This window comes from Azospirillum agricola (assembly GCF_020005195.1).
GTDB lineage: Bacteria > Pseudomonadota > Alphaproteobacteria > Azospirillales > Azospirillaceae > Azospirillum > Azospirillum agricola.
The window spans coordinates 227,302-242,413 of the sequence record NZ_JAIFZR010000001.1; the positions used below are offsets into that span (position 1 = coordinate 227,302).

Genomic DNA, 15,112 nt, shown 5'->3' on the forward strand with positions numbered 1-15,112 from the left:
GTCCGGGCAGCACCGCCGGTTCCACCGATCCCCGGACCGTCCCCCCCGATCCCACGCGACCGCCCGATCCCATCGCGGACCGGGCCACCGGGAAGGAAGACCACCCATGAGTTCTGCGGATCGGCCGCTGCTGACCCAGGCGTACCGGAAGATCGGGCAGGGGCTCCTCCTCGCCGGAATCCTCAGCCTGTTCGTGAACATCCTGATGCTGGTGGTGCCGCTCTACACGATGCAGGTCTACGACCGCGTCATGAGCAGCCGCAGCCTGGAGACGCTGGCGATGCTGGCGGTCATCGCGGTGGGGGCGCTTGCGCTCTACGGCGTGCTCGACTTCATCCGCGCCCGCGCCTTCCTGGTGACGGGGGCGGTGATCGCCCACCGCTTCAACGTGCCGGCGCTGGAGGCCTCGATCGTCGACGCGCTGGGCGGCGGCGCGCGCAACGCCGGCCAGACGATGCGCGACCTCAACGACCTGCGCGGCTTCATGACCAGCAGCGCGGTGACCGCCCCGCTGGAGCTGGCCTGGGCGCCGATCTTCCTGGCGATCCTGTTCCTGCTGCACCCGGTCTATGGCTGGATCGCCATCGGCTCGGCGCTGCTGCTGCTCGGCATGGGGGTGCTGGCCGACGCGCTGACCCGCCGGCCGCTGGCCCAGGCCAACGAGGCGTCGGCCCGCGCCTTCGCCGACGTCGCCGGCACCGTCCGCCACGCCGAGGCGATCGAGGCGATGGGCATGCTGCCCGCCCTGGCGCGGCGCTGGCAGACGGCACAGACCGGCTCCGCCTCGCTGGTCGACCGCGGCGCCACCACCTCGCGCGCCATGGCCTCGGCCTCGCGCTCGCTGCGGCTGATGCTCCAGGTCGGGATCGTCGCCGCCGGCGCCACGCTGGTGATCGACAACCTCGTCACCCCCGGCAGCATGATGGCCGCCAGCCTGATCACCGCCCGGCTGCTCCAGCCCTTCGAGCAGCTCGTCGACGGCTGGCGCCAGTGGATCAAGGCGCTGGAGGCGCACCGGCGCATCCGCGAGCTGCTGAACAACGAGGCCTCGCAGCGCTCCACCATGCCGCTGCCGCCGCCGCAAGGGACCCTCACGGTCGACCGCGTCACCCATGTGCCGGCCGGGCTCAACCGGCCGGTTCTGCGCAACGTCTCCTTCACCGTCCAGGCGGGCGAGGTGGTCGGCGTCATCGGCCCGTCGGGCGCCGGCAAATCGACGCTGGCCCGCCTGCTGGTCGGCGTCTGGCAGCCGACGGCCGGCGGCATCTACCTCGACGGCACCAGCACCTTCCTGTGGGAGCGCGAGAGCTTCGGCAAATATGTCGGCTACGTGCCGCAGGCGGTGGCGCTGCTCGACGGCACCATCGGCGAGAACATCGCGCGCATGGCCGACGCCGACCCGGCGGAGATCGTGCGCGCCGCCCGGCTGGCCGGCGTCCACGAGATGATCGGCCGGCTGCCCTTCGGCTACGACACGGCCGTGGGCGACAACGCCTTCTCCCTGTCGGGCGGGCAGCGCCAGCGCATCGCGCTGGCCCGCGCGCTGTTCGGCCGCCCGCGCCTGCTGGTGCTGGACGAACCCAACTCCAACCTCGACCATGAGGGCGAGCAGGCGCTGCTGCACGCCATCGGCAAGATACGGGCGGAAGGCACCACGGTGGTGATGATCGCGCACCGCCCCTCCATCGTGTCGGTCGCCGACACGCTGGTGGTGATGAAGGACGGCATGGTCGAGCATTTCGGCGCCCGCGCCGACGTGCTCAAGCGCGTGCAGCCCGGCGTTCCCGCCGGCGTCACCCGCCTGCGCACCGGCGACCAGCTCCGCACGGGAGAGCAACGATGAGCCGCGTTCCAACCCCCATGACCGCTCCGGCTTCGGCGGTCTGGGCCCCAACCCTCGACGCGGTTCCGGTCGAACCCTCGCTGCGCGGCACGGCGCTGGCCGGCGCGCTGGCCGTGGTGATCGGCTTCGGCGGCTTCCTGACCTGGGGATTCACCGCCAGCCTCGACAGCGCCGCGCTCGCCGCCGGCACCGTGATGGTGGAGAGCCACCGCAAGACCGTCTCCCACCTGGAGGGCGGCATCCTGCGCGAGCTGCTGGTCAAGGATGGTGACATGGTGAGCGCCGGGCAGGTGCTGCTGCGGCTCGATTCGACGCAGAGCCAGGCGGTGGTGTCGCAGATCCAGGGGCAGCACTGGACGGCGCTCGCCCGGCTGGCGCGGCTGCGCGCCGAGCAGTCGGACGGCGACCGGCCGGCCTTCGCCGCCGAACTGGTGGCGGCGGCACGCGACAACCCGGTCGCCGCCGAGGCGCTGACGGTGGAGGAGCGGCTGTTCGCGTCGCGCCGCGACAGTTACGAGGGGCAGCTCGCCATCCAGCGCAAGCGCATCTCCCAGCTGCGTGACGAGATCGTCGCGCTGGAGGCCCAGCGGGCGGCGACCTTCGACCGGCTGCGCTACACCGAGGACGAGCAGCGCGTCGTCGAGGGGCTGCTCGCCAAGGGCTACGAGCGCAAGCCGCGCCTGCTCGAACTCCAGCGCAACGTCGCCGATTCGCGCGGCCGGCTGGGCGAGCTGATGGCCAACAAGTCCAAGGCGGAGCAGGGCATCGCCGCCGCCGAGCTGGAGATGATCAACCTCGGCAACACCCGCCGCTCGGAGGTCTCGACCGATTTGCAGAGCGTGCAGGCCGCCGTCTCCGACCTGTCGGAGCGGCTGCGCGGGGCCGACGACGTGCTGCTGCGCCAGGCCGTCACCGCGCCGCAGGCCGGGCGCGTGACGGGCCTGCGCTACTACACGCCGGGCGGCGTCATCCCGGCGGGGGTCGGCATCCTCGACATCGTGCCGCAGGACGACAGCATGATCGTCGAGGCCCGCGTGTCGCCCTCCGACGTGCAGAATGTCGAGACCGGGGGTCGCGCGATGGTGAAGCTGACCGGCTACCGCCAGCGTCAGGTGCCGCCGGTGCCGGGCACGGTGATCGCGCTGTCGGCCGACCAGCTCCAGGACGAGCGGACCGGCGCGCCCTATTTCGCGGCGCGGGTCAGCCTCGACGCCGCGACGCTGAAGAGCATCCCGAACGTCGAGCTGCACCCCGGCATGCCGGCCGAGGTTATGATCCACGGCCACGCCCGCAAGGCGATCGACTATTTCCTGACGCCGCTGACCGACGGCATGCACCGCGCCTTCCGCGAGAATTGAGCGGGGCGGGCGGGGCAGTACCGCTTCGTATTTCCCAAGCATCGTCATGCCCGGCCTTGTCCCGGGCACGACGAGCAGAACAGGTGTTTTCAAAAAGGGCCGGCGCCTTGCGTGCCGGCCCCTTTTCTTTTGAAGATTTCGCGAGTCCGGCAACCTCGAAGCCCCTCTCTCAACCTATGGATCGTCCGTCATGCCAGCCAATTTTAAAACGTAAAATGGAATGAAATTCGAAAGAGTTCAATATTACTGTCTTTTTGAAAATATTGAGAATGCGGTTGTCTGAGAGATTCTGCGTTTTGACTCTTTTTTCTCTTTCGAGTGACCGTGTTTTATCACAGGATCATCCGCAGGATTTTGGTTACACCGAAAGAGACGGCTCGCGATTTCGAGTTAGGTCGCTCCCGCGGCCACGTCCAAACACTTCGCCAAAGGAGACAGCAAAAATGGCTACGGTTCCTGGGGGCACTTACGACGATCTTCATTTCGGGACCAACAAGGGCGACCTGCTCGACGGCGGCGTGGGTGATGACACGCTGTTCGGCGGCAACGGCGCCGACACGCTGCTCGGCGGCGATGGTCGCGACGCCCTGTTGGGCGGCAACGGTGCGGACTACGTCCATGGCGGCAGCGGGGCCGACGTGCTGCTCGGCGGCAACGGCGGCGACACGCTCGACGGCGGCGACGGCGACGACATCATCCTGGGGGGGAATGGTGACGACGTCCTGATCGGTGGCCGAGGCCGCGACATGCTCGACGGCGGCAAGGGCGACGACGTCCTGTCCGGCGGCGACGGCGACGACATCCTGACCGGCGGGGCCGGCGACGACACCCTGATGGGCGGCGGCCACAACGACATCCTCGACGGCGGCAAAGGCAACGATTACCTGCGCGGCGGCACCGGCGACGACATCCTGCGCGGTGGCGACGGTGACGACATCCTGATGGGCGACGCCGGCAACGACCGCCTGGAAGGCGGCAAGGGCGACGACATCCTGTCGGGCGGCGAGGGCCACGACGTCTTCATCTTCTCCGGCGGCGGCGGCCAGGACGTGGTCCTGGACTTCAAGGCCGGCGAGGACGTGTTGCAGATCGCCCGCAACATCAACGGCCTGAAGGTGACCGACGCCGCCGATCTGGCCAGCCGCGTCACCGACCAGCACGGCGACGCGGTGATCGACCTGGGCAACGGCGACAGCATCACGCTGAAGGGGGTGTCGGCCGACGACATCCACACCCACCCCAACGATTACTTCGTCATCCACTAAGCGGTTCCCATCCGCCGACCTCGCCTGAGGACAGGACCGGCGGCGCCGAGCCGCCGCCGGTCCGACCTCGAAGACTTCAACGAAACGCCGGGATCGTCCTTCATGACCGTGCTCGCCGTCCTGCCGACCTCGGCCTCGATCGCCCCCGCGCAGAGCCTTGCGCTGGGCCGGCGTTTCCTGCTCGCGTCCTGGACGTCGGACGCGGGGGTTGACGACCATGAGGGTCCGATCAAGCCCGGCATCGATTCCGGGGCGATCCGCCCGCCCTTCACCACACTGACCCTGCGCACCGAATGGGGCGGCCGGCGGGTGCTGGCGATCCTGCGGGCGCCGCAGGATCCGGCGACGCCGATCCACTTCATCGCGCGGGACCGCGTCATCGCCGAACTGCGCGCGGAAAGCGGGACCGACGCCCTCGACCCGGCGGGGCTGCTGGGCAGCCTCGATTCGGCGGCCCGGCTGCGCGTGCTGCGCTTCCTCTTCGATTTCGCCTGCTCGACCCCGGTGCTGCGCGCCGACGCCGGCTTCGCCGCCCTGTGCCGGACCCTGGTGCTCGGGCTGTCGCCGACGCCGGCCCCGATGACCGTGCGGGCGACGGCCGGCGGCGACCTGACGCTGTGCTCCGGCGCGCTGTCGGCCCGCTTCGGCGCGGTGACCGGCGCCGTGGTGGTCGGCCCCGGCGCGGTCGGGCCGGCGCCCTTCGGCGTCTGCGTCGGCGACGCCGATCCCCGGCGCGACCGCGCCATCTTCGATCTGCTGATCGACCGCGCGCTCTGCGCGCCGGGCAATCTGCTGGTGGTGCTGGGCGCCAACGGCGTCGCCTGCCGCCGCTTCCCGGCGCCGCCGGTGCCGCTGCCGACCCTGACGGACCATCTGGCGGCCCGGCGCGACGCCGACGCCGCCCTGCGCCCCTACCTGCTGCGCGGCCTTGCCCGGCGCGGCCTCAGCGACCCGGCCGCCGCCTCGGCCGTCGGCGAGTTGCAGGCCCTGGCGCCGCTGCCCCGCCGGCAGGCGGCCGACGCCAAGCGCCCGATCGGCGCCTCGCTCGACCTCGCCGTCCCGACCGAGGATGGCGGGCTGTTCATCGCCGGCTGGATCCACGACCCGCACGGGCTGGCCGCCGGGCTGACGCTGCACACGCCTTTCGGCGGTGAACGGCACCTCGACCGCCTCGTTCACCGCTTCCCGCGCGCCGACGTCGCCAAGCTCTACGGCGACGCCGGCATCGACCGCAGCGGCTTCATCGCCCATCTGCCCGGCGCGCCCGAACCGGCCGCCGCCCTCCAGGTCAGCGCCGAGCTGCGGCTCGCCTCCGGCGGAAGCATCCGGCTGGTGCCGCCGCCGCGCCCGCGCGCCCACGCCGACGCCCGCGCCGCCGTGCTGGGCAGCCTGCCGCCGCGCTTCGCGACGCCGGAGCTGCTGGAGAGCGTGATCGCCCCGGCGGTGGCCCCGCTGCACGCCGCCCATCTGGCGACGCGCGGCGCCCCCGAGCTGGTGGTCTTCGGCGAACGGCCGGCCAAGCCGGCGGTGTCGGTCATCATCCCGCTCTACCGGACGCTGGAGTTCCTGCGCTTCCAGATCGCCAGCTTCGCCACCGATCCGGGCATGGCCGGGGCCGAGCTGATCTTCGTGCTCGACAGCCCGGAGCAGCGCGACGAGGTGGTGCATCTGCTGCACGGCTTCCACGGGCTCTACGGGCTGCCCATGGTCCTGCTGGTGCAGTCGGCCAATTTCGGCTATTCGGCCGCCAACAACGCCGGGGTCGCCGACGCCCGCGCGCCGCGCCTGCTGTTCCTCAACTCCGACGTCATCCCCGACCGCGCCGGCTGGCTGGAGCCGCTGGTGGCGGCGCTGGAGGCACGGCCCGGCATCGGCGCCCCCGGTATCGGCGCCATCGGGCCGAAGCTGCTGTTCGACGACGACAGCCTCCAGCACGCCGGCCTCTATTTCGAGCGCGACCTCCAGGGCCACTGGTACAACCACCATTACTTCAAGGGCCTGCCGCGCGACTTCGCCCCGGCCTGCCGGGCGCGCTCCGTCCCCGGCGTGACCGGCGCCTGCCTGCTGACGACGCGGGCCGTCTACGAGGCGGTCGGCGGCTTCTGCGAGGATTACGTCATTGGCGACTTCGAGGATTCGGACCTCTGCCTGCGCATCCGCGAGGCCGGGCTCGACATCCGCTACGTCCCCGCGGTCGAGCTGTACCATCTGGAGCGCCGCTCGATCGGCCGGCACCAGGGCTACACGCGGGGCGTCGCCTCCGAACACAACCGCTGGCTCCATGGCCGCCGCTGGGCCAACCAGATGGCCGATCTGATGGCTCGCCCCTGGGAGGCCGACGACGACAGGCCCGCCGCCAAAGGCCGGCCGGCGGCGCGCGCCAAGGCGTCGCGCGCCGCGAAGAAACAGGTGATCCGATGAACGCAATTCTGCCGAATCCTCAGCTCGCCGTCCTGCGCCGCCGGACCGACCCGCATCTGGAATGGCTGTGCGCCCAGATCGCCCGCAACCGCTTCCTGCCGGTGCCGCCGCAGGAGCGCCAGTTCATCGGCGACGGCGACTTCCGCGCCATCGGCGCCGAGTTCCTGCGCCATTTCGTCCGGCTGGGCGGCCTGCGCCCCGACCACCGGGTGCTGGAGATCGGCTGCGGCATCGGCCGCATGGCGCTGCCGCTGACCCAGTATCTCGACTCCGCCTATGACGGCATCGACATCGTGCTGGACGGCATCCGCTGGTGCGCCGAGACGATCACGCCGGCCTACCCGTCCTTCCGCTTCCACCATCTCGACGTCGCCAACGGACTGTACAACCCCGACGGCCGGCTCGACGGCGGCGCGGCGGCCCTGCCTTTCGCGGCGGGCGGCTACGACTTCGTCCTCCTGACCTCGGTGGTCACCCACCTGCGCACGGCCGAGACGGCGCGCTACGCGGCGGAGATCGCCCGCGTGCTGAAGCCGGGCGGGCGCTGCTTCCTCAGCCTGTTCCTGGTCGACGCCACGGCGCGCGCCGGCATGGCCAAGGGCGCCGCGCGCCCGCCCTTCCCCGACGCCCCCGGCCCGGAGCTGCTGGCCGACCCGGCCAACCCGAACGCCGCCGTCGCCTACGACGAGGCGTTCCTGCTCGACCTGTTCGCGGCCCACGGCCTGCACCTCGCCCGGCCGGTGCTGCACGGCCATTGGAGCGGCCGGGCCGACGCCGAGAATTTCCAGGATCTGCTGGTCCTTCAGAAAGGGGACGCCGCATGAGCCGCGCCGCCCGCCGCCGCCTGCCGCCGCTGGTTCCTCCCGGCGTGACCGCGCCCGCCGCCGCGTCCAACGCCACCCCGGCGTCGGCGCGGGCGACGCGCGTCCTGGTGATCGCGCACAACCACCCGAGCCTGCATCCGGGCGGCACCGAGATCTTCGCGCACGAGCTGTTCGGCGGTCTGAAGGCGGCGGGGGCCGAGGCCCTGTTCCTCGCCTGCACCAACGACACCCACCGCCGGCCGCGCCCCGGCACCGGCTTCCAGACGCTGGGCCGCAGCGCCGACGAGGTGCTGCTGTGGGCCGGCCATTTCGACCAGTTCCACCAGAGCCAGATCGACCTGCACGGGCTGGTTCCCGACCTGTCGGGGCTGCTGCGCGCCTTCCGGCCCGACATTGTGCACATCCACCACACGCTGCTGCTGGGCGTGGAGATGCTGTTCCTGATCCGCCGCGTCTGCCCGGACGCGAAGATCGTCTACACACTGCACGACTACTACCTGATCTGCGCCAATGACGGGCAGATGGTGACGACGAGCGGACAGGGTCTCTGCACCGGCGCCTCGCCCGACGCCTGCAACCGCTGCTTCCCCGACCGGCCGGCCGACCAGTTCCTGCTGCGCGAGAAGCACATCAAGGCGATGTTCGGCCTCGTCGACCGCTTCCTGGCGCCGAGCCGCTTCCTGCGCGACCGCTACGTCGCCTGGGGGCTGGCGCCCGAGCGCATCGCGGTGATGGCGAACAGCCGCCCGGCGGTGGCCCCGGTCCCGCCGCGTCCGCTCGCTCCCGGCGGGCGGCGCGACGCCTTCGCCTATTTCGGCAACCTGAACCCGTTCAAGGGCGTCACCGTGGCGCTCGACGCGGCGGCGCGGCTGGCCCGCCAGGGGCTCGGCCCCACGCTCGCCGTGCACGGCGGCAGCCATTACCAGACCGACGCCTTCCGTCAGAAGGTCGCCGACGGCTTCGAGGCGGCGCGCGGCGTCGCCGTCGCCCACGGCCCCTACCGGCGCGAGGAGATGCCGGCCCTGATGGCCGCCGCCGACTGGGTGGTGATGCCGTCGGTCTGGTGGGAGAACGCGCCGCTGGTGATCCAGGAGGCGTTCCAGCACGGCCGCCCGGTCATCTGCTCGGGCATCGGCGGCATGGCCGAGGCGGTGCGCGACGGAATCGACGGGCTGCACGTCCGCCCCGGCGACGCCGCCGACCTCGCCCGCGTGATGGCCCGCGCCATGACCGAGCCCGGCCTGTGGGAGCGTCTGTCCGCCAACATCCCGGCCGTCCGCAGCACCGAGGAGGCCGCAGCCATGCACATCGCCCTCTACGACGAACTGATGACCGCCGCCAGGCCCACCGACACCCCCGCCCTCAACACCGGGAGCCGCAACCGATGAAGGACCGCGCCACCAAGGCCGACATCACCGCCGCCGTCCTGCTGGACGAGGACACGCTGCTGCTGTTCGGCGCGACCGACGAGTCCCTGCCGGCCGACAGCCTCGTCCTGCTCGACGGGACCACCGAGGGGCGTTTCGTCGGCGGCTGCTGGACCGACGGGCAGGGCGAGCGCTGGTTCCTCGGCGCCATCCGGGTCGGCGGGCTGGCCCAGATGCGCCCGTCGCGCATCGAGATCGTCGACGCCACGGCCAAGCGGCTGGTGCTGCCGCGCCTGTCCAACGTCCGCACCAACCCGGCGCATCTGGTCGCCGCGCTCAAGGAGGAGCAGCCGGGCGCCCTGACGGCGGCGCTCGACTTCGCCTGCACCCTGCTGCCCGCCACCGGCGGCCGGGGAGGGGAGGGCGCGTCGGACCGCCGGCGGCGGCTGCTCGCCGGCCTCGTCCAGGAAGCCTCGGCACCGGACGGCTTCGCGGAGGTGCTCGGCCGCTTCCACGACGGCGGGCTGATGGTGCAGGGCTGGTCGCATGGCGTGGCGGGCGGTGAACAGGCGATGCTGGTCGAGACCGACGAGCTCCGCCTGCACAACGCCGCCGCCGCGTCCTTCCATCGCCCCGACCTGCCGCCCGAGGCCGCCGGGCTGCTCGCCGTGCTGACCGGGCCGGTGGCGCCGCCGGACGGCATCCGCCGCATCCATTACCGCGCCGCCGACGGCTGGCGGCATCTGGCGATCTTCGAGCACCGCAAGATCCTGGCCGACGGCGTGGCGCCCGCCCACGCCCGCGACATGCTGGGCAACCTGCGCGACGACGGGGCCCGCCGCGCCGTCACCGCCGCCACCGCCGCCCGCTACAACGGGGTGGAGACGGTGTCGCAGCTCGACGCGCCGGTGCGCATCGGGCTCGACATGGCGCTGCGGGTTCCCGGCGCCGGGCTGTTCGTCTGCGGCTGGCTGCTCGACCCGGCGCGGCTGGTGCGGGCGGTCACGCTGAAGGGCCCCGGCCTTGCCGCCCGTCTCGACGGCGACTGGATGCGCAGCGCGCGGCGCGACGTGTCCGAGGCCTTCGCCGCCGACCCGCTGATCGCCGGCCGTCTGGTTCCTGGCAGCGACTCCCACGGCTTCACCGCCTTCGCCAGCGAACCGGCGGAATTGCCGGCCGGTGCCGAGTTCCATCTGGAACTGGCGTTCGACGACGGCGTCGCCTTCCTGCCGCTGCCCTGCCAGCCGCCGTCGTCCGACGCGCTGCGCCGGATGCTGGGGGCGGTCAACCCGGACAGCCCGTCGATCGACCGCATCGTCGCCGCCCATCTCGGCCCGATGCTGCGCGCCGCCGGCAGCGGCGTGCCGGCGCCGGCCGCCATCCTCCACCCGATGGGGCGGACGGTGACGGCGCCGCGCGTCTCGGTCATCCTGCCGGTCACCGACGGACGCGAGGACATCGACCTCAACCTCGCCCGGCTGTCGAACGATCCCGACTTCGCCGCCACCGAGATCCTGGTCGCCGCCGGCACCGCCACGCACGAGCGGCTGGCCGGCATGGTGCGGCAGGCCGCCGCCTTCTACCGCTTGGCCGTCGGCTTCGTCGCGGCACCGTCCGCCACCGACCCGTTCGAGGCGGTCGCCGCCGCCCTGCCGCACGCGCGGGCCGACCGGGTGCTGCTGCTGTCGCCCTCGGTGCTGCCGACCGAACCCGGCTGGCTGTCGGCGCTGGAGCGGGCGATGCGCAAGCCGGTCGCCGCCGGTGCCGGCATCAACGCCGGCTTGGCGCCGGTGATGGTCAGCCCGACCCTGCTCTACGAGGACCACTCGATCCGCTTCGCCGGCATCGTCGCGGTGGAGGGGCCGGACGGCGCCGTCACCTACGAGCGCCGCTTCGCCGGCTACCCGCGCGACTGGCTGAAGGAGAAGGACGCCTCGCCGGTCGACGCGGCGGCGGCGGACTGCGCCCTGCTGCCGCGCGATCTGCTGGCCCGCGCGCTGGCGGCGGGTGGCCGCTATCTCGGCGCCGACCACAAGGGGCTCGACCTGTGCCTGCGGGTGCGCGCGGCCGGCGGCTCCTGCCTGTGGCTACCGCGCGTGCGTCTGGTGGCGCTCGACGAGCAGCCGCGCGACGCCCACGACCCGTGCTGGCGCCGGATGAGCGCGCTGGTCGACCAATGGAGCTTCGCCGAAAGCTGGTCGGCGGCCATTGCCGCCTGACCGAAATCACCCAGAACCCTCCCGACAGACGAGCGGCCACGACATGAGCCAGACCAAGCGCGCCCTGATCATCAGCCATGGCCACCCCTCCTTCTCGCTGGGCGGGGGGGAGGTCGCCTCCTACAACCTGCATCTCGGCCTGCACGACCTGCCGGGCTGGGAGAGCCACTATCTGGCGCGCGTCGCCCCGCCCATCGCCCAGCACCGGGGCTCGGCCCTGATGGCGCTGCGCCAGAAGGAGCGGGAGGTCCTCTACTACGCCAACGACTACGACCATTTCCGCCTGTCGAACCGCAACCTGCCGGGTCTGGACAAGGATTTCGTCCGCTACGTCCGCGACCTCCAGCCGGACGTGGTGAATTTCCACCATTTCCTCGGCCTCGGCATCGAGACGATCCAGGCGGTGCGCCAGGCGCTGCCGCGCGTGCCGATCGTCGTGACCTTCCACGAGTATCTGTCGATCTGCCACCACCACGGCCAGATGGTGAAGACCAGCCGCAACGCGCTGTGCTACCGCTCCAGCCCGGCCGACTGCGCCGGCTGCTTCCCGCACATCGGCGAGGCCGAGTTCTTCAAGCGCGAGCTGTTCCTCAAGACCTTCCTGGAGCAGGCCGACTTCTACGTCAGCCCGTCGAACTTCCTGATCGACCGCTACGTCGAGTGGGGGCTGCCGCGCGAGAAGTTCCGCATGATCGAGAACGGCCTGACCGTCGAGGGCATCGCCCCGCCCCGGCCGCTGGCGCGCGGCGGCCGGCGCAACCGCTTCGCCTTCTTCGGCCAGCTCACCGAGTTCAAGGGCGCCCATGTGCTGGTCGAGGCGGTCTCCCGCATCTCCGAGAAGGCGTGGGGCGAGGACGGCGCGCTGATGATCTTCGGCGGCAACCTGGAACGCCAGCCCGAAGCCTACCAGAAACGCTTCAACGACGCGGTGGAGCGGGCGGGCGACCGCGTGCGCTTCTACGGCAGCTACCGCTCGGCCGAGTTGCCGGGGCTGATGAAGGACGTCGACTGGATGGTCATCCCGTCGATCTGGTGGGAGAACTCGCCGGTCGTCATCCAGGAGGCCTTCCTGCACGGCCGCCCGATCATCGCCAGCAACATCGGCGGCATGGCCGAGAAGGTGACGCACGGCGTCGACGGCCTGAACTTCCGCAGCGGCAGCGTCGAGGATCTGGTGGACCGCATGACCGAGGCGCTGACCAGCCCGGAGCTGTGGGACCGCCTGCGCCTGCGCATCCGCCGCCCGATCGACCGCACCGAATGCGCCCGCCAGCACGCCGGAATCTACGAGGCGCTGATCGCCGCCGCCGGTGGTGGTGTGGCTGGCGGAGCCGCCGCTGCCCCGGCGCTGCCCGAGCGCGCCGTGGCGCAGCGGTTCTGAGGACGGATGGTGTCGGCGATGCACGGCGCTCTTCTGGCGGCTTTCCTCATGACGGCGGCGGTGCCCAGCCACGCGGCCGAGTTGCGCGCCCCCGAACTGCGCGCCATCGTGCCGCCGGACGCCCGACCGGAGACGGTGTTCGACTGGCGCACCCAGGCCTGCGAGGGCTGGGACGTGCCGGACGCGCCGGCCCGTGCGTGGCGGAGCGCCGACGGCACCGTGCATCTGCTGGCCGCCCACACCACCGCCCGCGCGCTGACCGGCCCCACGCTCGACCGCGTGGCGCCGGACTGCCGCGTCGTCTTCGACTCCGGACGCCAGGACGACCCGGCCCGTTACGACGACCGGGGCTGGCTCGCCGCCCCCTACACGACCGACGGCCGCACCGTCTACGCGCTGGTCCACAACGAGTTCCACGGGCACGAGCGCCGCGCCCTCTGCCCGGCCGGCGACTACGCCGCCTGCTGGTGGAACAGCGTGACGCTGGCGGTGTCGGAGGATGGCGGCCGCCGCTTCCGTGGCGCCGGCTACGTCGCCGGCATCCCCTACCGCTTCCGCGGCGATCTCGGCCGCCGCGCCGGGCTGTTCGGCCCCAGCAACATCATCGCGCAGGACGGCTGGTACTACGCCACCGCCTTCGCCGAGGAGACGGGCGCGCAGAAGCGCGGGGTCTGCCTGATGCGGACGCACGAGCTGTCGGCGCCGGACTCCTGGCGCGGCTGGGACGGGCGTGACTTCACCGTGCGCTTCCTCGACCCCTACGCCGCCTCCGCGTCGTCCGAGCCCCCCGCCGGCCATGTCTGCCAGCCGATGCCGGCCGGCCGGCTGCCCTTCACCGTCACCGGCCTCGTCCGCCACGCGCCGAGCGGCCTCACCCTCGCCGTCATGGCCGGCCGCCGCGCCGAGCGGCCGGGGGCGGAGCCGGTGTCCGGCGTCTGGGTGTCGAGTTCCGCCGACCTGCGCTCCTGGTCGGTGCCCCGCCTCGCCTGGGCGGCCCCGCTGATGACCGACAGGGACCGCTGCGGGACGGCCGAGACCCTCTATTACCCGTCGATCCTCGACCCCGACAGTTTGTCACGGAATTTCGAGGACACCGACGGCGACGCTTTCCTTTACCTGACGCGTCTGCGGATGTCCGGCTGCAAGCCGACCCGCGAGCGCGATCTGGTCCGTGTGCCGATCCACATCGATGCGGTCGCCGACCGCTGATCCCTTTCCAGCCGCTCCATCTTCCAGGAGAACAGCCGTGGCCAACATCCTCGTTATGATTCCTTCCGGCGAAGTCTACGATCACGACTGTGTGCGCTGGTACAATCACAGTGACGTTCAAGGCAGCATCGACCACTACCACAACATCGGCGACGCCTTCGTCTACGACTCGTCGCTGAAGCTGCTGACCTACGATCGCCTCGACGTGGTCGAGATCCGCGAGTTCAAGCAGGATCTGGTGGACCGCGCCAACGCCGAATACGACTATGTGTTCCTGCGCGGCTCCAACTACATCCACGATTCGATCAACTGGCCGGCCAACACCGAGAAGGTGCTGTCCAAGCTGCGCATCCCGGTGATCGCCTTCGGCGTCGGCGCCCAGGCGCCGGCCACCGGCAAGCTGGAGCTGTCGGAGGAGAGCAAGCGCATCTGGCGCATGTTCGCCGACAAATCGACCACGCTCGGCGTGCGCGGCACCTACACCGCCGAGGTGCTGTGGGATCTCGGGATCAAGAACACCCGCATCGTCGGCTGCCCGACCGCCTTCCGCAACCGCGACCCGGAGCTGCGCATCGATCTGCCGGCGCTCGACAGCGTGCGCAAGGTCGGCATCACCATGCGGCGCGAGGTGTCGCGCCACTATTCGCCCGACGTCCGCACCTATCTGGAGCGCCACCGCGACTTCGTGAAGGACATGTCCCGCCGCTTCGACACCGTGCTGATGATGCAGGGCGAGGTCGAGGAGAAGAAGCTGATGTGGGGCACCGAGGAGCAGAAGGCCGAGGCGTGGCGGCAACTGCATGACAGCGACTGGCTGAAGAACTGGTACTTCGACGCGGAGATGGACGAGCTGTACCGCTCGCGCCTGTGGTACTCGGACGTCGTCGCCGACTACGAGAATCTGGTGCGCTCGAAGGATCTGGTGCTCGGCTACCGGCTGCACGGCAACCTGATGGCGCTGTCGAACGGCACGCCGTCGGTCTATTTCAGCTACGACAGCCGCACCGCCGAGTTCGCCGAGACCTTCGCCATCCCCTGCTACAACGTCTATTCCGGCAAGCCCTTCGTGCTTGAGGAATACTGGGACCAGTCGCGCTTCGAGGCGTTCAACCGCACCTACTACGCGCGCTACCGCGACATGCGGGAGTTCCTCGACGAGAACTACATCCCGCACCGCATGCCGAGCCCGACCGCCCGCAAGGCGGTGGAGCGCAAGGCCGCGTAA

10 protein-coding genes are annotated in these 15,112 nt (G+C 71.4%); all 10 read left to right on the top strand.

Annotation, left to right across the window (positions count from 1 at the left end):
• Positions 1 to 106: 106 nt before the first annotated feature.
• The 10 genes from JN22_RS00825 (at position 107) to JN22_RS00870 (ending at position 15,112) form a co-directional block, all read left to right on the top strand.
• Positions 107 to 1,843: a type I secretion system permease/ATPase gene (locus JN22_RS00825; RefSeq protein WP_085552103.1), complete on the top strand. Its 1,737-nt coding sequence runs from the start codon at positions 107 to 109 to the stop codon at positions 1,841 to 1,843.
• Positions 1,840 to 3,201 (top strand): HlyD family type I secretion periplasmic adaptor subunit, encoded by a 1,362-nt coding sequence (locus JN22_RS00830; RefSeq protein WP_223677502.1) that lies wholly within the window; start codon positions 1,840 to 1,842, stop codon positions 3,199 to 3,201. Before JN22_RS00825 ends, JN22_RS00830 begins: the two co-directional genes overlap by 4 nt.
• Before the next feature lie 443 nt (positions 3,202 to 3,644).
• On the top strand, positions 3,645 to 4,466 hold the full coding sequence (locus JN22_RS00835) for a calcium-binding protein (RefSeq protein WP_085552105.1): 822 nt from the start codon (positions 3,645 to 3,647) through the stop codon (positions 4,464 to 4,466).
• Between the two features lie 102 nt (positions 4,467 to 4,568).
• The gene (locus JN22_RS00840) at positions 4,569 to 6,887 is read left to right on the top strand and encodes a glycosyltransferase (RefSeq protein ID WP_085552106.1); all 2,319 of its coding nucleotides are present in this window, start codon (positions 4,569 to 4,571) and stop codon (positions 6,885 to 6,887) included.
• Positions 6,884 to 7,711: a class I SAM-dependent methyltransferase gene (locus JN22_RS00845; protein ID WP_085552107.1), complete on the top strand. Its 828-nt coding sequence runs from the start codon at positions 6,884 to 6,886 to the stop codon at positions 7,709 to 7,711. The genes JN22_RS00840 and JN22_RS00845 overlap by 4 nt, the downstream gene beginning before the upstream one ends.
• Positions 7,708 to 9,099 carry a glycosyltransferase family 4 protein gene (locus JN22_RS00850; protein WP_085552108.1) on the top strand — a complete coding sequence of 464 codons (1,392 nt, stop codon included), beginning with the start codon at positions 7,708 to 7,710 and terminating at the stop codon, positions 9,097 to 9,099. Before JN22_RS00845 ends, JN22_RS00850 begins: the two co-directional genes overlap by 4 nt.
• Positions 9,096 to 11,297, top strand: a complete 2,202-nt coding sequence (locus JN22_RS00855; RefSeq protein ID WP_085552109.1) for a glycosyltransferase family 2 protein — start codon at positions 9,096 to 9,098, stop codon at positions 11,295 to 11,297. Before JN22_RS00850 ends, JN22_RS00855 begins: the two co-directional genes overlap by 4 nt.
• A 43-nt stretch (positions 11,298 to 11,340) precedes the next feature.
• Complete coding sequence (locus JN22_RS00860; protein ID WP_085552110.1) at positions 11,341 to 12,678, top strand: glycosyltransferase family 4 protein; 1,338 nt, start codon at positions 11,341 to 11,343, stop codon at positions 12,676 to 12,678.
• Positions 12,679 to 12,696: 18 nt separating this feature from the next.
• The gene (locus JN22_RS00865) at positions 12,697 to 13,887 is read left to right on the top strand and encodes a hypothetical protein (protein ID WP_085552458.1); all 1,191 of its coding nucleotides are present in this window, start codon (positions 12,697 to 12,699) and stop codon (positions 13,885 to 13,887) included.
• A gap of 37 nt (positions 13,888 to 13,924) precedes the next feature.
• A complete protein-coding gene (locus JN22_RS00870) occupies positions 13,925 to 15,112 on the top strand; it encodes a polysaccharide pyruvyl transferase family protein (RefSeq protein WP_085552111.1) in 1,188 nt (395 codons plus the stop codon).